An 18,725-nucleotide genomic window follows, 5' to 3' on the forward strand; every position below is an offset into this window, starting at 1 on the left:
CAGGCTCTTATTACCCAGCAGGTTGTTGGGGTCACTTCAAGATCGATACTGGTGGCGAAGTCAAAGTCTCGCCTCTTCATCGGTAAACGCTGGTGGCGCAGTCACGAAAAATGCTGTTCTGCGAGACCGTCACCGGACTTCGCCACCAGTATCAAGATCCGCCCTACTACGCTAAGCCGAGATCGATGCTCAATCCCAGATCGCACGCATATGGGACTGAGCCGCTTGCCAACGTGACCCCTATTTCTCGGTCCACTCCGGTTGCGACAAGCTGAGCAGTCTGGAGTGCATATGCTGGCTAATCCGGCACCCGCCGCTGGACAGGTTGGTGGTCGGCGACCCAAGCTGTCGCAGAGCCAGCGCGCCGAGTTGGTGCGTGGCGTTCGGGAAGAGCGATACACCATGGCGCAGGCCGCCCGCTTGTTCGATGTCCACCCGGCCACCGTGAGCCGCTTGATGGCCCAGGTTCATGTTGCAGAGCGGTTGTGATGCACAGCCTTGAGTTGGGACAGCCGAACGCCCACAGGCTTCAGCGCGGGGAAGATGGTGGAAGAGGTTGAACCACGATAGGAGCGGTTCGGATAACCTCACCGCTCCTATCGTGGCGGGATCCCTTCACGCCGCCAGGGGAGCGTCATCGTATGTGAGGCGGTAGACAGTGAGGATCGTTCCGTCCTGTACGACGAGGTTGATCGGCCCGGTGGCGTACAGGCGTGCGCCGCCGGGCAGTGTTCTGCGGAAGCGGGCGCTGCGGGCAATACGTGCCAGGCACTGACGCGCCCTGGTGTGGGAGACGTTACCGGCGAAGCGTTCAATGTAACGGGTAATGGCGTGATCGCTGGGTACGTACATGGCGCCCTCCTAACTTTCAGTGCAATTACTCTAATACATTTTGCATTTTATGTCAAATGCATTTTTTATTCTTAGAGAGTTTGACAGACTTGAGATAAAATGCAACTATAGATGTCATGAAAAGCAAGCGAGTTCCGATCGGTAAGCTTGGCACCCTAAGTCAGGGCGTGACCCTGACCAGGTACACGTCGGATGGTGGCCAAGAACGCCGCGTGCTCCAAGTCACCAACCTCACCGGCATACACGTTGAGCCCAAAGATGGGGATCGGTTCGAAAAATTTGATGATGTACGAATCGCAGACTTCCTCGCCAGGACAGGCCAGATACTCATTGCCTTGCGCACCAGCTCTCTCAAAGCTTCGGTCGTTCCTGATGGCCTGAACGACGCGGTGATAAGCAACAATCTGACCGTTTTAGATGTCGACAGAGCGATAGCCCACCCTTACTTCGTGGCCGGCCTGCTACGCTCTGAGCTCATGCAGCGAGTGGTCGCCCCCATGTTTACGGGGAGCGTTATCCAGAACATTCCGCTCGCGAAGTTCAAAACTCTGGAGATCGTCCTGCCAGACCTCACCGAACAAGACGCCATTGCCGAAGCCATCGCTGCACAGGACGTGTATCGCGTCCAGACGCATAGGGTCACGGAGTTGATGAGCGAGCGGATTGAGGCAGCCCTTCGCCCCTTCGTAATCAGCAGGAAGAGCTGAAATGCCCACTGACCTGATGCCGCTGATGAATGAGCTGCGCTCCTTCAAGAGCCTGAACGGGACGCAAGATCGTCTGCTCCTGCTGGGTGAAGTGCTGTTCCTACAGGCCGTAGAGTCCTTCTCTGAGGTCTATGCTCCCCTCGACTTCGTCATCGACACTGCGGACATGGCGGTTCTGAGGAGTACCCAAGCGAGTCCGTCCGACGTCAAAGGCAAGGTTGATGGCCTCCTGAAACGCGTCGAGCTGCCGTCGCTTCCCACCGCTGGAGATCGGGTCAGCGCGCAGGAGCTCTCACGTCTCCTCCGTAGCGTCAACACCCTAGTCGAAACCCTGGCCCGCGATACCCACGGACTCCCCGGACTTCTTCAACTCGGCCAGGCCTATTCCGAGCTCATTGAACGGGACTACGGCAGGTCGGAGAGCTTGACGCCGCCTAAGAGCGTGAGTCAGCTGCTGGCTGAAGTCCTCGCCCCTGAGGACGGCATGACCGTGCTGGACCTCACCCCCGAGATGGGCGCGGCCCTGGTCGGCCTGACCCGCTACATTCGCACCCATGACCGCGACCCGAATCGGGTGAAGTTCACGTACATTGCCCAAGGGGCGGCGGCTAGGATCACCGCTCTTCATCTGCTCCTCAACGGCGTCATAAGCTTCAAGCCCCAGACCGTCGATCTGCTCGCCGAACCTGACTTGATCTTTTGCGACGCCGACCGTGTCGTGGCAACGCCACCCACCGGATCTCGTTTGCAGGACACCATTCGGTGGCCAGACGATGACCATGGCCTGCTGTTCTCACCAAGGAAGTGGCCCAGGACAGCAGAGTGGCATCACATCCTGGTAGGCATGAGTCACCTCAAAGCTGGCGGGCGCGCCGCATTCCTGATCCCCTACGGACCGCTCTTTCGCATGGGCTCGGAAGCCGATACGCGTCAGGACATTGCGGCGGCCGGGTGGCTGCACAGCGTGACGGCTCTGCCAAGCGGCCTCTTCGCTTACACCAACCTGTACTTTGCTCTTACTGTCTTTGAGCGTCCCAGCGCCGCAAAAACGGCATACACCGACATCCAGTTCATTGATGCCACTCAGCTGGGAGTACGTGACGGACGGCAGCAAACTCTTCCCACTGCCGCCATCGAGCTGCTCGCCGACGTTATCAACGAGCGCACTGAACGGCCCGGGTTGGCCACTCTCGTCTCTCGTCTCGACGTACACGCCAATGACGACAACTGGCAGCCCAACCAGTACTTCGAGCAAGAGCTGCAACAGGGCCGCTCCCTTGAGGAGATCACGCTGGAGCTCGAGCAGGCCATCGCGGACGTCGCAATCGTCGAGCAGCGTGCCATAACTGCCCTCGCCGCCCTTCCCAGATGACCGACCTGGAGTCCACTGATATGACCCAACACATTGAGCAGTCTGAAATCAACGGCATCCTCTGGTCCGCATGTGACACGTTCCGAGGCACCGTCGACCCCTCTGAGTACAAGAACTACCTGCTAACTATGCTGTTTGTGAAGTACATCAGTGACGTCTGGCAGGACCATTACGACACCCTCAAGGATGAGTACGGCGACGACGAGGAACGCATCCGCCGCCGCCTGGAACGCGAGCGCTTCGTGATGCCGCCCGGCTCACTCTTCAAGGATTTGTACGCGCAGCGCACCGCCGACAACCTCGGGGAGATCATTGACCAGGCACTCCTCGCCATCGAGGACGCCAACAAGGCCAAGCTCTCCGGCGTGTTCCGCAACATCAGCTTCAACAGCGAGGCCGCCCTCGGACAGACGAAGCAGCGCAACGTGCGCCTCAAGCTCCTCCTCGAGGACTTCAACCATCCGAAGCTCGACTTGCGCCCAAGCCGCATCGGGAACAAGGATGTCATCGGCAACGCCTACGAGTACCTGATCTCCCGCTTCGCAGCCGGCGCCGGCAAGAAGGCCGGGGAGTTCTACACGCCGCCCGAGGTCAGCGAGCTGATGGCCCGCCTGATGGATCCGCAGCCTGGGGAGCGCATCTATGACCCGACGTGCGGGAGCGCCTCACTACTCATCAAGTGCGCCCAGTGGGTGCAGAGTCACGGGAGCCGCGACTACGCCATCTACGGGCAGGAGCAGAACGGCTCTACCTTCGCCCTCGCGCGGATGAACATGTTCCTGCACGACGTCGACGAAGCCCGGATCGAATGGGGGGACACCATTCGCAACCCGCTGCACCTCGAGAACGACCGGCTGATGAAGTTTGAGGTGGTCGTCGCCAACCCGCCGTTCAGCCTCGATAAGTGGGGTGCGGACGACGTAACCAAAGATCAGCATGGGCGCTTCACGCGGGGTCTCCCGCCGAAGAGCAAGGGTGACTATGCATTCATCTCGCACATGATCAGCAGCCTGACCGAGGTGAACAGCCGCATGGTGGTTGTCGTGCCGCACGGCGTCCTGTTCCGGGGCGGTGCGGAAGGCAAGATCCGCGCGTCGCTGATTGAGGACGGGTTGCTGGATGCAGTGATCGGCCTGCCCACCAATCTGTTCTTCGGCACGGGGATCCCAGCCGCGCTGTTGGTCTTCCAGAAAGGCAAGAAGCAGGATGACGTGCTATTCATCGACGCCAGCCGCGAGTTTTCTGCCGGGAAGAATCAGAATAACTTAGGGAAGAGCAACATTCAAAGGATTTTGGACACGTACCATGCTCGCGCCGACGTTATCAAATACGCCCGCACTGTTCCACTGACTGAACTGGCAGACAACGATTACAACCTGAATATTCCACGGTATGTCGAGACAAGCGAAGACATAGAGCAGATCGATGTATCTGCTCTGCAAAACGATATCGACGATCTCGAGCGACAGTGGCAGCAAGCAAGGGCACGCATGCAAGTGCATATGCTCGCGTTAGATTTAAGAGGGGCTGAATGATCTACTCCCTTCTTATTATTGCTCAGAGCATTCGTTCAACGTTTACCGCCATCCGGAAGCGATCATGAGCGAGAGCACTGTGCGACGACGAGTCTCGGAGATGGGTTTTGTTCAAGGTGGAAGGCAGCGGTCGCCACATCTTACGCAAGGTAACATGACGCCTTACCTCCGCGTTGCAAATGTTTTCGATGGATTTATAGATATATCAGATGTTCTGGAGATGCCATTCACTGACGCCGAATACAAACGTTACGAACTAAAGACTGGGGATTTGCTTCTTAACGAAGGCCAAAGCCTTGGACTTGTGGGAAGATGTGCTAAGTATGAAGGCGCCCCTGAAAACTGCTGCTTTCAGAACACATTGGTGCGGTTTCAGGCAGGTCCAGAATGTGAAACCAACTATGCATATCAGTTATTTAGATGGTGCCAAGTGTCTGGGGTATTTGCCAAGATCGCAACTAAGACCAACTCAATCGCTCATCTCGGTTCGACGCGATTTGGTGACCTTGAACTTTACTTTCCTCCTCTTCCCGAACAACGCCGTATCGCTTCAATCCTTTATCAGTGGGACGACTCTCTCTCCGTCCTGACACAGTTGATCAACGCGAAGCGGCAGCAGAAGCGCGGGCTGGCCGAACAGCTCCTGACAGGGAAGCGTAGATTGCCAGGGTTTAAGGAGGAATGGGAGAAAACGACGATGGGATCTGTCTTCTCCCGTATCACACGTAAAAACACCGAGGGAAACGACCATGCCCTGACCATTTCCGGCGTACACGGCCTGATCGATCAGCGGGAGTTCTTCAACAAGCGCGTTGCGGCGAACGACCTGTCCGGGTACTACCTCCTCCGGCACGGCGAATTCGCCTATAACAAGAGCTACTCGACCGGATACGACTACGGGGCCATCAAGCGCCTCAACCGTTACGACGCTGGCGTCGTTTCCACGCTGTATATCTGCTTTGGGTTGAAACGAGAAGATGCGGTGAGCGACTTCTACGAGCACTTCTTCGAAGCCAACCTGCTCAACGAGGGCATCGCAGGCATTGCACAGGAAGGCGCTCGCAACCATGGACTCCTGAACGTTTCCGTCGTTGATTTCTTCGAACTGCCGATCATATTCCCACCGGCGTCGGAGCAGCGGGCCATTGCCGCTGTTCTTACTACACTCGACACCGAGATAGCTGCTCTCGAAGCCCTTAAGGCCAAGGTGGCCGAGCAGAAGCGTGGATTGATGGACGCCCTGCTCACCGGACAGGTACGGGTCAAGTGCGAGGAAACATCGTGAGCTATTGGAAGGTCATGTTGGGCAAGGGCAGCCTGTTTGCCCCTCAGGCCCTGGCCGGCGGATTCATCGGCATCGATGACGGTATCGGGCTCAACATGACGCCGCTGCTCGATCTGCCCGAGCCTGATTTCCGGGCCGAGGTGCGGTCCAGACTCGAGACCGCCAATCCCAGCGCTTCACGGGGAACGCTCAGTCAGTACGCCACGACGCTCTGGCGTGTCGCACAAGGCATCCAGGTGGACGATCAGGTTCTCTCGCCCACGGGCACGCCGGGGCAAGTCCGGCTCGGGCGCGTGACCGGCGAGTACCACTACGTCCCTGGGGAGCCGCTGCCACATCGGCGGAGCGTGACCTAGGAACCGGGCGTCATCCAGCGCTCGGACATGAGCGTGCCGCTGCGGAACTCTTCGGGTGGCATCACGACCATCATCGACCTGACCGGGTACGGGCCGGAGATCGCGGCGCTGGCCGGAACGGTGGCGCCGGGGGGACCTTCCGTCACTCCCGCCGATACGGATCCTGGCTTCCCGATGGAAAAGGAGTTGGAGAACTTCCTGGTCACGAACTGGGCAGCCACCGACCTCGGTGCCCACTACGACCTGTACCCGGACGAGGACGGCGCGCCGATCGGACAGCAGTACCAGACGGCGACGGGGCCGATCGACATCCTGGCCGTGAAGAAGGACGGCACGGAACTGCTGGTCATCGAGCTCAAGCGCGGAGCGGCCACCGACCGGACCGTGGGGCAGATCCAGCGGTACATGGGCTACATCAAGCAGGAGGTGGCGGAGCCCAGTCAGAAAGTGCGCGGCCTGATCATCGCCCTAGAGGACGACGTCAAGCTCCAGTACGCCCTGGCGGTCGCGCCCGACATCAGCTTCTACCGGTACAAGGTCAGCTTCAAGCTGAACCACACGGGTGGGCTGACGCTCTGAGCGCGGTGCAGGAGGACCCTCTACTGCAGGTAACTAGCGGTGGCCCCGGTGTCGATTCTCCGCTCCCTTCAGCGGGGTTGGCACGCGTCCAGGAAGCGCTGGACGGCGGCAACAGTCTCATCCATGTCGGTCACCGGGTGGTCGATCTCGGTGGCCATGGCCTGGTATGGACCGCGCCAGTCTGCAGGCGGATCTGGAACCACAGACGGAAGGGTATGCGAGGCGTACCTCGTGAACACGCCGTCCAGCACGAGCCACACCTCCCGGCTGGGCTGGAGCTGGAGCTCGGTGACGATCAAACTCAGGTCGAGCAGGTCCTTCACTCGGGTCTGTCCGCCCCCAGGCCGCGGGCGCGTGTAGGCATGCAGTTTCTCTGCGAAGTGCTCGGGGAGCGGGTAGATGGGGAAAGTCGTGGGCGGCAGGCCGGCGAAGGAGACGTCCACCTGGGGTGGCAGGCGATCGAGCGTGGTGTGGACGATGTCACCCTGACCGACATCAACAAGAAAGGTAGTGAAGGGTTGATTGCTGTCGAGGCGCGCGGTGACGCGAAACCGCTGGCCGCCCTCCGGGGGACCCGCCAGCGCTCCACGTTCCGGGACTTCGACGACAAAGCGGAAGTGGTCGGCCAGATCCAGTTCCGCTGCGTCCTGCAGCACCTCGAGGAGGTCGCCGCCTCCAGGCGCGTTGAAATCGAGATCCTTGGTCGCACGCGCCCGGCCGCCCAGGCGCAGTTCCAGGGCGTAGCCGCCCTTAAGCACCCAGGCCTCGCCCACCACCCCAAACAGCCGGTTCAGGAAGCGCTCGTAGGCCAATTGGCGCTGCAGGCGGGCCAGATCCATGCCTTCCCGCGTCGCCCGGGCACGCAGGTGCGAAGTCAGTGCGTTGCGAAAGGCCCTCGGTGACGCGTACTTCATATGGCCTCCAGCGCCACCAGGAGCCGCCGACGCGCCTGGTCCAGTTTTTCTGCGCTCAGCCGGCGCTCCAGCGTGCTGCGCCGGATCACGCCCCGGTTCAGCGCCTCGTGCAGGGCGCGGTGGAGATGTTCGGGACTGAGGTCGCTCCCTGCCAGATCCACGAGGGTGCGCAGCGGGGCGGTCAACTGGAAGCCCGAGGCGTGTTCCAAGTCGCCCGGTGGGACGATGCCAGTGTGCAGCACCACGCCCCTGGGTGGTGGCTTGCGAAACCCTGGAGGCACGATCAGATGGATGCGGCTGGGCATCAAATCGCTCAGCTCGTGCAGGGCCAGGGCCGTCTCATACCCGATGACGGCCTGCGGCGTTCCCTCCCGATTGCGGCTCCACAGGCTGAGCTCGACGTACTGCGGATGAGGGGGCACCGGGTAGTGGCGCAGCCGGTAGATTCCGGCGGAAACCCGCTGCCAGTGGCTGCCCTTTGCGTGGTAGGCCTGCAGCTGCGCCGAGTACCCCGCCTCACGGGCCTGCTGCGCCGTGAAGTAGCCGCCCTGTTCATCGGCCACCTCGAACAGGGCGTCTTCGCGCGGCCGAGGTGGTGGCGCTGGATGTCCATCCATACGCTCATAATAGCAGGATTATGCAAAAAACTAAAATATTCTTTTAGTTTTTTGCAACAGAGCGTTCCTCTGCCCGCCTTCAGTTCGGGCCTACCGGCCAAGCGGGCTTGAGCTGCAGTTGGCACAACTACAGGCTCGCGGCTGCTTCCTGCACGCTACCCTGAAGGTCTTCCCACCCCTGAAGAGGCGAACCCATGACAAGCATTGAGCCTTCCACCCTGCCCCAGAAAGCACTCTTGCCTCACCCCACCCCCGAACTTGTCAAGCTGGCCAAAGAGCTCTTTGTGGTTCAGGGCCGGGTCACAGAAGTCGCCATTCAGAAGCTGCTGACGGCCTTCCCGGCCAACACCGTCACTGCGGAAATCCTGCTGAAGGTGGTGGTCATCAATCAGATTTACAGCACTGGAATTCTGGCGGTGCAGCCCGTTGCCGAACGGATTCAGGCGGCCAAGATCGATGCGGCCCTGAAAGCAGGCGATCCCGGAGTGGTTCACCTCATCGATCGCCTGCAGTTCGTGACAGCCAAGGGCAAAGAGGTCGACCGCAGCATCTACTCGTTTGCCACGAAATACTGCGCCCTCCATCAACCGCAGCATTACCCCATCTACGACGGGCTGATCTCCCAGAAATTGCAGGCTTACCTCAAGCAGGACGGGTTCAGCACCACCCCCTTCAAGGACGCCGAGTTGCGCAATTACGAGAATTTCAAGGCGGTGGTGCTGCAATTCCGGGAGCACTACCACCTCACCAAGTTCTCGCTGCGGGAGATCGACCAGTTCCTGTGGATCCTTGGCAAAGGCCTGCTGTCCCCTCTCCCCTCCCCTGGCATCCACCTGAGGCATCCATGACGCGTCCTGCCGACTTCCGCGAACTCCTGTCCAGCCAGCTCCCCGCTCTGGCGCAGCTCATTACCCTTGGATACACCTACCTGACCCCGCAGGAGGCCCTGGCCCGGCGCCGTGGTCGCCGCGGGCAGGTCATCCTTACGGACGTGCTGCTGGAGTCTCTGGCCCGCCTCAACCGGGTGCGCTACCTGAACCGCGAGCTGCCCTTCACGCCGGACGGCCTGCAGAAGGCCGCCGATCAGCTGCTCACATTACCGTTCGAGTCTCAATACGCCACGGCGCAGGAGGCGTACGACCTGCTTACTCTGGGCACCAGCGTGGAACAGGTCGTCGACGGTGACCGCAAGGCCTTCAGCGTGCGGTACATCGACTGGGTGGAGCCGGAAAACAACACCTGGCACGTCACCGAGGAGTTCGAGGTGGAACGCAGTGGCTCCACCCGGACCCGGCGGCCGGACATCGTGGTGTTCTGCAACGGTATTCCCCTGGTGGTGATCGAGTGCAAGCGCCCGGACATGAATGGCCCGGTGGAAGAGGCGATCTCCCAGACGCTCCGGAACCACGGCCGTGAGGAAATCCCGCTGCTGTACTCCTTCGCGCAGGTGCTGATGGCGGCCGCGCAGAACGAGGCGAAGTACGGCACGACCGGCGCAGACGCGCGGTTCTGGGCCGCGTGGCGGGAGGAAGATCCGGCCGTCACTGCGGGGATGCCCGCCCTGGTCGGCACGCCCCTCCCGGTGGCCACCCGGCGGAAGATTCTCGGGTGGCGCGAAGAGCCCCTGCGTTCGAGACTCGACCACGCGTGGCAGGAGGGCCCACGGCTGGCCAGCGCGCAGGACAACCTGATCGCCTCCCTCCTGTCCCCGGTCCGGCTGCTGGAGTTCATCCGCGGCTACATCGTGTTCGACGCCGGCGTGAAGAAGGCAGCGCGCTACCAGCAGTACTACGCGGTGAAGGAGGCCGTGGCGCGCGTGCAGGAGCGCACCCCGTCTGGCAGCCGACGCGGCGGGGTCGTGTGGCACACCACCGGCAGCGGGAAGAGCCTCACCATGGTCATGCTCGCCCGGGCACTCACGTCCGTGCCGGGTCTCCTTACGCCGCGCGTGGTGCTGGTGACCGACCGCGTCGATCTCGACCAGCAGATCAAGGACACCTTCAAGAACACCGGCGCGGCGGTGGTGCAGGCGCGGGACGGCCGGCACCTGATCGGCCTGCTGTCCTCCGAACGCACACAGGTCATCACGACCGTGCTTGACAAGTTCGAGACCTGCCAGCGCGAGGGCCTCAAGGTGGACAGCGCCGACGTCTTCGTGCTCGTCGACGAGTCGCACCGCAGCCAGTACGGCAAGGCGAACGCCCTGATGCGCGCCGTCCTGCCCAACGCCTGCATGATCGGCTTCACGGGTACGCCCCTCTTGAAGAAGGAGAAGAGCACCGCCGAGAAGTTCGGCGGGATCCTGCACGCGTACTCGATGTCCCGCGCCGTGCAGGACAAGGCCGTCGCGCCGCTGAAGTACGAGGCGCGGCACGCAGAGCTGCGCGGCGCCCAGGAGCAGATCGACCGCTGGTTCGAGCGGGTGACGCGCACCCTGACCGAGGCGCAGCGGGTGGACGTCAAACGGCAATTCCAGACCTCCCACGTGGTGCTCGGGGCCACGTCCCGGCTGGAAGAGATCGCCTACGACATCGGCGAGCATTACGCCCGCACGTATCAGGGCCGCGGCCTGAAGGCGCAGTTCGCGGTGAGCAACAAGCTCGACGCCGTGCGGTATAAGAAGATCTTTGACCGCTGGGGCCGCGTCAGCACCGCGCTGATCATCAGCCCCCCGGACACCCGCGAGGGCCGCGAGACGGTCGACGAGGCGAACGTGCCGGAAGTGCAGGCCTTCTGGAAGGACATGATGAACCGCTACGGAACCGCGCAGCGCTACCAGGAGAGCGTGATCAGCGCCTTCAAGGGCGACGGCGAGCCCGAGATCCTGATCGTGGTCGATAAGCTGCTGACCGGTTTTGACGCGCCCCGCAACGCCGTGCTGTACCTCGACAAGCGCCTCAAGGAGCACAACATCCTGCAGGCCATCGCGCGCGTGAACCGCCTGTATGCCGGCAAGGACTTCGGCCTGGTGGTCGACTACCGCGGGATCTTCAACGAGCTCCAAGGCGCCCTGGACATCTACGCCGCCCTGGAGGCCGAGGGCTTCGATCCGGCGGACGTCGCCGGCACGCTGGAGACCGTGGACGTCGAGATCGCCCTGCTGCCCACCCGGCACGGGCACGTGTGGGACGTCTTCGCGGGCGTCGACCGCAGCGACCTGGAGGCCCTGCAACGCCACCTGGAACCGCAGGACCGCCGGGACGCGTTCTATGAGGCGCTGGCGAGCTTTGCGAAGACCCTGCAACTGGCCCTCAGCACGCCCAGCTTTCTGGACACGACGCCCGAGGCACAGCAGGGCGTGTACGTGCGCGATCTGCGGTTCTTTCTCAACCTGCGCACGACGGTGAAGCGTCGCTACGGGGAGAGCGTGGACTTCGGGCCGCTCGAGGACCAGTTGCGCAAGCTCGTCCAGGAGCACGTCGGCGCGGACAACGTCGTGCAGCTGAGCGAGCCCGTCAGCCTCTTCGACCTGGAGGCGTCCGACGAGGAGATCCTCAACACCGAGGGCGAGGCGGCACGTGCGGATACCATGTCCAGCCGCATCCGCCGCGCCGTGACCGAGCGCATGGAGGAGGACCCCGCCTTTTACAAGAAGCTTTCGGAACTCGTGGACGAGGCGATCGCCCATCACCGCGCACAGCGGCTCAGCGACCTGGAGTACCTGCGCCGCGCCGAGGAACTCACCCGCCTCGCCCGCGACCGGGGTGAGACGGAAGGCGATCCCCGCCTGCGCGGCCGTGAGAGCGCCCGTGCGTACCGGGGCCTGCTGCAGGACAACCTGGGAGAAACCCTCGGGGACGTCTCTGAGCTGGACGAACACCTCACAGTCGCCGCGCTGATCTTCGAGCAGGAGATCGAGCGACTGAAGATCCGCGACTGGCACAACAACGCGGGCGTTCGGAACCGCATGATAGATGCGATGGACGACCACCTGTACGCCCTGGAGAAGCAGACCGAGGTGCGCATTCCGCACTCGGTGCGCGACGCCCTGTTCGAGAAAGTTCTGTCGGTCGCCAGGCACCGGGACGGGTACCAGGCCGGCGCGTGACTCAGGGCCATCTGCTGGTTGCCCAGTACGGTACGACGCCTCTTGAATACCGGGTGGAGCGGCGACTGCGGGCCACCCTGAGCATCGAGGTGAAGGCCGATGGGAGCGTCCTCGCGGTGGCACCTCTAGACGCGCCAGACGGCGAGATCCGCCGGCGAATCGAGAAGCGCGGGGCATGGATCCTGCGCCAGCAGCGGGAACTGGCGGTGCTGCCCCCGCCGCTGCCCGCCCGGCGGTACGTGAGCGGGGAAGGCTGGCGGTACCTGGGGCGCCAGCACCGTCTCCGCGTCCTGATTGGCGAGGTGGAGGGTGTCCGCGTGACGCGTGGGGAATTGCTTGTCACCGTCAAACGCCAGGAGCGGGCGGAGACCGTGGTAACCCGTTGGATGCGCCAGCGGGCCGCGGCCGTGCTGACTGAGCGGATGCAGGTCTGCCTGGAGCGGGTGGCCCCGTTCAGCATTCAGCACGATGGGGCGTTTCAACTGCGCCGCATGACGACCCGCTGGGGCAGTTGCACCCGCGGCGGCCGGCTGATCTTCAACCCGCTGCTGGTCCAGGCCCCCAAGGACTGCATCGACTACGTCCTGATCCACGAGCTGTGCCACACGCGGGACTTTGGGCATTCAAGCAGCTACTACGCGTTGTTAGGACGGATCCTTCCAGGCTGGAAGCAGCTCCGGTCACGACTCAACCGTGTGGTCGAAATGACGCACCACGTCTCTCCGGGGTGACCGGGGCCTCAGGGAGTGCCATTGACCTTGAGGTAGAAATCGCCCCCGCTTTCCAACGGATATGGGTCCGTCGCGACCCTGAGCGGCTCAACGGCTCCAGCTCGCCCATCTTGTCCTGAAGCAGGTGTCGTTCGATGCAGGATCAAGGTCTAGGTTGTCCGTATTCCCGAAAACAAGACTTCAGGCCTGAATTCACCCTTTCATGCAAACCTGAAATCGGGTTTTCAGGTTCTCGGGAATAATGTCGAACGTCAGAAGAGGCTGGCCGCGCCTTCGGCGGCGCAGCACCGTCCCAACCAGATGTGTTTGCCTACCCAGAACACCAAGATGTTCTTGGACCGGGCGTCCTGTTTGTTGCCTTTGACGTGATGGACGACCTCAGACCTCACCGCTAGACAATGGACGCCCCAGGTTCTTGGTGGCCATGGCCCGGCGGGCATACTTCCTGCGCCCACCATCAATTATAAAACTGTGGGTACACATCAAATCCTGAAAACCTGAAAGGAAGAATTCGGGTATCCCTGAAAGCCGGATTTCGGTATTCTGAACAGATGTACCGGATTGCAATCGCAAACGATAAGGGCGGGGTAGGCAAGACCACCACGGCCGTGATGCTGGCCACCCTGCTGGCCGACCGGGCCGCCACCCTGCTGGTTGACGCTGACGAGAAGACGGCGAGTGCCCTGGAGTGGGCCAGTGCCGGGCCGGGTCTGGCCTGTACGGTCATCTCCATTGACGCGCTGGACCAAACCGACCTGACTCCCTTCGGCTACCTGGTGTTCGACACCAAGGCCGGGGAGGAAGCTGGCGACCTGCTGGCCCTGGCACAGGCGGTGGATCTGCTCATCGTGCCCACCAAGCCGGATGCCCTGAGTCTGCGCGCACTTCCCAAGACCCTTGCCCCTCTGATCGAGCAGGGTGTGAGCAACTACCGGGTGCTGATTACGGATGTGCCCCCCGCGCCGAGCACCGATGGGCATGAGGCTCGCCTGGCCATGATGGAACTCGGGATCCCGGTGTTCAGCCGCGATATCCGGCGGGCCAGCGCCTTCAACAAAGCGGCCCTGAACGGCACCCGGGTGCGGGACGTCAAGGGAGACCAGCGCGCCAAGCTTGCCCACATGGACTACGAGTTGGTCATGCGGGAGGTGCTGGCATGAGCAAATTTGGTGGGGCACTGAAAAAGCTCGAAGGCCTGCAGCCGAAAGGAGACAATTCCTCGGAAGAAAACCTGAAATCCGGAAAACCTGAAATCGCGAATATTGAGAAGGGGCTAGAGCGCGAGAAATACAGCACCTTCCTCGACCGGGAATTGATCACCGCCCTCAAACTCCATGCGGTGCGTCACCGGATGAAACACCATCACGTTGTGGAAGCTGCCCTCCGTCTGTACTTAGAACAGGAAGGGGAAAGCTGACCGCAGTACCCCGTTTAGGACTTGGCGCTAGTCATGAAAAGCCTGTCTGGGATGGCGAAACGACCAAGCTGTTCGCTCCTTAGTCTGAGCAAGCTATGTTTTCTCCTCGGCTTTGAATCATTGTCTGTGATTAGCGAGAAGGAGAAATACGGGTTCCGGACGTGAGGACCGCCGCTTGCTGCGCCTAAAATGTTCCGCCTGGGAATGGCCTATTTAAAGCGAATCCTGCTCAGCGGCGAAGACACGAGACGTCGCCACATGCTCGATAGAAAAGGCATAGCCAATGCCCACATTGGCTGAGCGTTTCAATTGTTCGAGCAAGCTGACAATGTTGCTGGCTGTGAGGCCCTTTAACTCCATCTCGGGATACTGGGGAAGGAGCGGTGCAAGTGGCTGGTTTGCAAGGCGGCCACGCTGCTCTTCGAAGAATTCTTGGACTTGCCTGAAGAGTTCAGTGAAACCATCATGCCGCCGCGTCACAATGCCAATAACCTCGCCCGTGCGCGGATCGATGAGCGGTCCACCCGAGTTACTTGGGTTAATACTCGCGTCAAGCTGGATATATTCCACACCGTTCCGCCGGTAACGTGATGAGATAATTCCTGTGTGGCAGGTCAGATTTTGATGGTTAAGCGGGTACCCGAGCAGGGCCACTTCATCCCCCATCCGCCATTGCCGGGGCGAGCCGAAGCAGAATTCATGGCGGCCTTGTGTCAGCAGTTCCGGTATGCGGAGGATGGCGTAATCGAAACGTGTTTCCTCTGAACCATCTTCCAGACATGCCTGGAAGTCCTCAGGCGTCAGGTGGACCTCATTGTCTGTGGTTTTCATGCCGGGCACATTTGAACGGAGGATGACACGGAGGCTAGGCTGCGTTTGCGCCTGTTCACGAATCATCTGCAGATTGTGGTTGTTCGTGATGAGGTGACCTCGGTGGAGGAAGCCGCTGCCGCTCGCTAACTGCTGACCGCGCAATTCAACGCGGATGTGGATCACACCGCTTTGCACGCGCTCAATAGTTTGGGCCAGGATGGAACGGGGCACGCTCAAAGTTTAGTGTCAAACAACCAAGAGCATGTCGCGCTACCGATCAGCAAGCTTGCCCTTGCCCTGAGGCAGCCACGATAGAAGCCCCCAACGGTTTTCTCGTGTCCTGAATGGCCGTTCTGACCTATGGTTGAGGGAATGCCTGACGACACTGCAGGAATACCCGGATTCATCCGGGCGGCAGCGGACGATTCCACCTATTTCCGTAGCATCGTGCTGTTTGGCACCAATACGGCGTCCTACAAATTCGCGCTGAGTCGCGCGCTGCTGGTCCTTGCGGCCGAAGGGCGCAGCCGGGTCACGCTGTCCGAACTGGCACCGTACTTCACCGCGCCCCTACTGGCCCACGTGCAGCGTGGAAAGAGGCAGGGGACAGTTCCAAGCAGCGTGTTCCTGGAGGGTGCCGCCGCCCACCTACATGGTCAGCTGGATGCAGACGCCTTTCATGCCCTCACCGTGCGGCACGCTTTCCGCTACGTGCTGGACGTATATCACCGTCTGCCCGGCGGCGAGACGGCAACCGAATTCTTCCAGCTCGAGCGCGGACGTTCGCGGACTCTGGTGCTCACCGACGCGCTGCTGGCCCTTTCACCAATAGAACGTGAACTGCTAGAGGCCGAGGCCGAGGCCCGCTGGGATCTGGTTGAACACGCCTGGACCGAGGAAAGCGCCGTAGTGATGTCAGGCCGCTCCCCAACCTACGAGGAAGCCAGCGGTGAGCTGGTGCTGGTGCCCTGGCGGCACCAGACCCGTGTGTCGCTCACGCGCTTGCGCCCTGCCCTGAGCGGCTACCAGAAAGGCCACTGCTTCTACTGCTATCAGCCAGTGGATATGACGTCCGGCGAAGCATGCCACGTGGATCACGTCTTTCCGTGGGTCCTCGGCTACCGCCTGCCGGACGTCGACCTAAACGCAGTGTGGAACCTCGTGCTGAGCTGCGAGACCTGCAATGCCGGTCCAGGCGGGAAAGCGGATGCCATTCCGGCCCGGCGCTTTCTGGAGCGGCTGCATCGGCGCAACTCGTACCTGATAGACAGCCACCACCCGCTCCAAGCAGCCCTGATGCGGGATACGGGAAGCACCGCCAAGACCCGCTGGGCTTTCCTGACGTCTATGGAAGCCTTTGCCCTGGAGCAGCGCACAAAACGCTGGGATGGGCGCGCCGAACACCCACCAGTATTTTGATTGCGTTTGCCTCCAAGACCACCGATGATGCGGATGAGCCGTGGCCCAGGCGCCGTCCTGCTAGCCGGAGCTGCGGCTCCGTCAGCAGGCTGGAGAGCTGATAGAAAGCCACGGGGCGGCAGTCAGGTGGTCAGTGGACGCCATGCCCTTCCTGAACCAGTGATGTGATGAGACATGAACGACTGGGACGTGAGAAACACGTAAGAGAGTTTTCCCTAAGGTCGGTGCAATGAAGAAACACTTCAAGCTCACCGCACTCGTCCTCTGCTTCATGCTCGGCAGCTTCGCAAACGCCGAGTTACAGCGTGTGCCTGGAACCAACACGTATTACGAAAAAGATCTCGATGCCATGACCGACGCCAATACAAGTATGGTTGTCGTCGCAGAGATCAATGACACGCAAGGCGAGACCGCCATGGCTTTTATTTGCCGTGATGGCAAAGCCAGTGCATTCCTGAATACGAAGAACAACCTGATGAGCAGTGGGGAATACGACCTTGAACGCTCCCCTAACCTGATGTACCGGGTGGATTCGCAGCAAGCCAAGACTATTCCGTCACAAACTGGCCTCACCAGTGGCGAACCGGACTTAACTCTTCTGGCTTTTGATGACGCTCGCGACGCCATCCTTACTGCTGCCTTCACAAATACCACGAGCAAAATCGTCATGCGCGTACTGCGAAACAATGGCAGCGCATTGGACTATACCTTCTCCACAGGTGGTTTCAAAGAGGCAATGCGAGCTGTAAACTCTTGCAAATAAGCGATCTATCAATGCAATTGCCGATATTTGATTGGTCATACGATCATGTATTACCTAAAATATACCCTTGAAAGAAAGGGGGGTTGTTTAGAATTTTCTAAACTTAAAGTCTATTAAAAATATTAAGGGAATAAAATAATGGGAATTGACCAAGCGATATTAGCAGAACAAGATCAAAAGAAGTTTCAGGAAAAAATGAAGGAGACAGAGTATCTCAATTCAAGAGCCAATTTATCTAAAACTGATCTTGAAAGATTAAAATATTTCTACTCCGAACTTAAACGTACAGGTATTTTGCAGTCCGCTGAAAAAGTTATTTTTCTAAGAAGTCTTCATCATGGCAAAATATATGCAGAAATCAGACCAAGAACTTATGAAGGAGCTTTCAGTCAACATGCCAAAGAAGCAATTATAGATAATCCTACGCGTATTCTTGCATACTGTGATGGTTATCTATTTTCTATTAGTCCTCATCCTTCCCCTTCGGAAACGCTTATATATTACGGCGGAATGGGGTTATTCTTTAGAGGAAAGGCAAACTATTTACCTTTCACGGGTCTCGAAAGACTTGAAAAGATGCCGATTGGCTATCTTAAAAAGTATAGAAATTTACGAAAGATCGATGGCGTTTCCGAAGAGGAGTTAGATAAAATCGGGAAGCCCTCTGAAAATCCTTTAGGGAAGCAAATAATAAAATATCGAAAGTTATATAGTAAACTGATGATTATAGGATTTCTACCCTCCGCAGTAATATTAATAGTAGGATGGGCTTTGACAGATTATATAGATAATATGACCATAATTTTAATTCCTATAATAATTGGCATGATAATTATGGCTTCTGCTATAATACCTCATTTGAAGGCCGAACGACTAGCAAAGCGACCAGACTCCATTCAGCAAACCGCAATATCCATTAGTAGTATATTCGATCCAGAATACTTAAAATAATTATCAAACATTACCCAGATAAACGGTTATATTAATAATATATGAGAATATATTTCAAGACTACTAAATTTTTTATCCAAGTTTTTAATAAAAATAATCTGAGACATGTAGATAACCCACTTTATTTGGAGGAAGCAGGCATCATGCCCACCATCGACAGCCCCACCACATCCGGCAGTGCGGCAGCCGCAGCAGCGACACGCGCATTGGACGTGTGGGCATAGATCGTCGTGGTCTGGATGGACTCATGGCCCAGCAGCACGCGGATCTCGTCCAGCGTCCGGCCCGACTCAATTAAGGCCGTGGCGAAGGTGTGCCTCAATTTGTGCGGCGAAACCTTCGCCACGTCCAGGCCGGCGCGGCGGG

The 18,725-nt window shown here is 59.6% G+C and carries 20 protein-coding genes; 15 read left to right on the forward strand and 5 right to left on the reverse strand.

Annotation, left to right across the window (positions count from 1 at the left end; genetic code table 11):
• Positions 1-291: 291 nt before the first annotated feature.
• Positions 292-489, forward strand: coding sequence for a helix-turn-helix domain-containing protein (locus tag BOO71_RS05930; protein ID WP_075831046.1), 198 nt, complete (start codon positions 292-294; stop codon positions 487-489).
• Between the two features lie 126 nt (positions 490-615).
• Here BOO71_RS05930 and BOO71_RS05935 read toward each other — a convergent pair whose 3' ends face one another.
• A complete protein-coding gene (locus BOO71_RS05935; RefSeq protein WP_075831047.1) occupies positions 616-852 on the reverse strand; it encodes a hypothetical protein in 237 nt (78 codons plus the stop codon).
• Positions 853-968: 116 nt separating this feature from the next.
• Between BOO71_RS05935 and BOO71_RS05940 the strand changes: the two genes are divergently transcribed.
• The 6 genes from BOO71_RS05940 to BOO71_RS26290 all read left to right on the forward strand — a co-directional run bounded on the left by BOO71_RS05940 (position 969) and on the right by BOO71_RS26290 (position 6,686).
• Entirely contained in the window at positions 969-1,559 is a 591-nt protein-coding gene (locus BOO71_RS05940) for a restriction endonuclease subunit S (protein WP_075831048.1), read from the forward strand.
• Position 1,560: 1 nt separating this feature from the next.
• Positions 1,561-2,931, forward strand: coding sequence for an HsdM family class I SAM-dependent methyltransferase (locus BOO71_RS05945; protein WP_075831049.1), 1,371 nt, complete (start codon positions 1,561-1,563; stop codon positions 2,929-2,931).
• The gene (locus BOO71_RS05950; protein WP_254843047.1) at positions 2,928-4,466 is read left to right on the forward strand and encodes a type I restriction-modification system subunit M; all 1,539 of its coding nucleotides are present in this window, start codon (positions 2,928-2,930) and stop codon (positions 4,464-4,466) included. The genes BOO71_RS05945 and BOO71_RS05950 overlap by 4 nt, the downstream gene beginning before the upstream one ends.
• A gap of 154 nt (positions 4,467-4,620) precedes the next feature.
• Complete coding sequence (locus BOO71_RS05955; protein WP_075831050.1) at positions 4,621-5,751, forward strand: restriction endonuclease subunit S; 1,131 nt, start codon at positions 4,621-4,623, stop codon at positions 5,749-5,751.
• Positions 5,748-6,107 carry a hypothetical protein gene (locus tag BOO71_RS26285; protein WP_139322782.1) on the forward strand — a complete coding sequence of 120 codons (360 nt, stop codon included), beginning with the start codon at positions 5,748-5,750 and terminating at the stop codon, positions 6,105-6,107. The genes BOO71_RS05955 and BOO71_RS26285 overlap by 4 nt, the downstream gene beginning before the upstream one ends.
• Before the next feature lie 27 nt (positions 6,108-6,134).
• Complete coding sequence (locus BOO71_RS26290; protein ID WP_083653081.1) at positions 6,135-6,686, forward strand: endonuclease NucS domain-containing protein; 552 nt, start codon at positions 6,135-6,137, stop codon at positions 6,684-6,686.
• 68 nt (positions 6,687-6,754) lie between these two features.
• Here the strand turns inward: BOO71_RS26290 and BOO71_RS05965 are convergent, their stop codons facing one another.
• The gene (locus tag BOO71_RS05965; RefSeq protein ID WP_075831051.1) at positions 6,755-7,600 is read right to left on the reverse strand and encodes a nucleotidyl transferase AbiEii/AbiGii toxin family protein; all 846 of its coding nucleotides are present in this window, start codon (positions 7,598-7,600) and stop codon (positions 6,755-6,757) included.
• Positions 7,597-8,217 (reverse strand): type IV toxin-antitoxin system AbiEi family antitoxin domain-containing protein, encoded by a 621-nt coding sequence (locus tag BOO71_RS28660; RefSeq protein WP_254843048.1) that lies wholly within the window; start codon positions 8,215-8,217, stop codon positions 7,597-7,599. Before BOO71_RS28660 ends, BOO71_RS05965 begins: the two co-directional genes overlap by 4 nt.
• Positions 8,218-8,453: 236 nt before the next feature.
• Between BOO71_RS28660 and BOO71_RS05975 the strand changes: the two genes are divergently transcribed.
• The 5 genes from BOO71_RS05975 (at position 8,454) to BOO71_RS05995 (ending at position 14,413) form a co-directional block, all read left to right on the forward strand.
• Complete coding sequence (locus tag BOO71_RS05975; protein WP_139322783.1) at positions 8,454-9,065, forward strand: hypothetical protein; 612 nt, start codon at positions 8,454-8,456, stop codon at positions 9,063-9,065.
• Complete coding sequence (locus BOO71_RS05980; RefSeq protein ID WP_075831053.1) at positions 9,062-12,265, forward strand: type I restriction endonuclease subunit R; 3,204 nt, start codon at positions 9,062-9,064, stop codon at positions 12,263-12,265. Before BOO71_RS05975 ends, BOO71_RS05980 begins: the two co-directional genes overlap by 4 nt.
• A complete protein-coding gene (locus BOO71_RS05985) occupies positions 12,262-12,996 on the forward strand; it encodes a M48 family metallopeptidase (RefSeq protein ID WP_075831054.1) in 735 nt (244 codons plus the stop codon). Before BOO71_RS05980 ends, BOO71_RS05985 begins: the two co-directional genes overlap by 4 nt.
• 551 nt (positions 12,997-13,547) lie before the next feature.
• A complete protein-coding gene (locus BOO71_RS05990; RefSeq protein WP_075831015.1) occupies positions 13,548-14,156 on the forward strand; it encodes a nucleotide-binding protein in 609 nt (202 codons plus the stop codon).
• On the forward strand, positions 14,153-14,413 hold the full coding sequence (locus tag BOO71_RS05995; protein WP_075831016.1) for a hypothetical protein: 261 nt from the start codon (positions 14,153-14,155) through the stop codon (positions 14,411-14,413). The genes BOO71_RS05990 and BOO71_RS05995 overlap by 4 nt, the downstream gene beginning before the upstream one ends.
• A gap of 213 nt (positions 14,414-14,626) precedes the next feature.
• Here the strand turns inward: BOO71_RS05995 and BOO71_RS06000 are convergent, their stop codons facing one another.
• The gene (locus BOO71_RS06000) at positions 14,627-15,457 is read right to left on the reverse strand and encodes a S1 family peptidase (RefSeq protein ID WP_175607376.1); all 831 of its coding nucleotides are present in this window, start codon (positions 15,455-15,457) and stop codon (positions 14,627-14,629) included.
• 141 nt (positions 15,458-15,598) lie between these two features.
• Between BOO71_RS06000 and BOO71_RS06005 the strand changes: the two genes are divergently transcribed.
• The 3 genes from BOO71_RS06005 to BOO71_RS26800 all read left to right on the forward strand — a co-directional run bounded on the left by BOO71_RS06005 (position 15,599) and on the right by BOO71_RS26800 (position 18,359).
• On the forward strand, positions 15,599-16,645 hold the full coding sequence (locus tag BOO71_RS06005; protein WP_075831018.1) for an HNH endonuclease: 1,047 nt from the start codon (positions 15,599-15,601) through the stop codon (positions 16,643-16,645).
• A 229-nt stretch (positions 16,646-16,874) separates the two neighbouring features.
• Entirely contained in the window at positions 16,875-17,408 is a 534-nt protein-coding gene (locus BOO71_RS06010; RefSeq protein ID WP_075831019.1) for a hypothetical protein, read from the forward strand.
• A 138-nt stretch (positions 17,409-17,546) separates the two neighbouring features.
• Positions 17,547-18,359 (forward strand): hypothetical protein, encoded by an 813-nt coding sequence (locus BOO71_RS26800; RefSeq protein WP_139322771.1) that lies wholly within the window; start codon positions 17,547-17,549, stop codon positions 18,357-18,359.
• Between the two features lie 121 nt (positions 18,360-18,480).
• Here BOO71_RS26800 and BOO71_RS06015 read toward each other — a convergent pair.
• Positions 18,481-18,725: tyrosine-type recombinase/integrase (locus BOO71_RS06015; RefSeq protein WP_175607377.1), on the reverse strand; the 245-nt coding region annotated here is incomplete at its 5' end.

Origin of the sequence: Deinococcus marmoris (assembly GCF_001949125.1) — a bacterium.
Taxonomy (GTDB): Bacteria; Deinococcota; Deinococci; order Deinococcales; family Deinococcaceae; genus Deinococcus; species Deinococcus marmoris_A.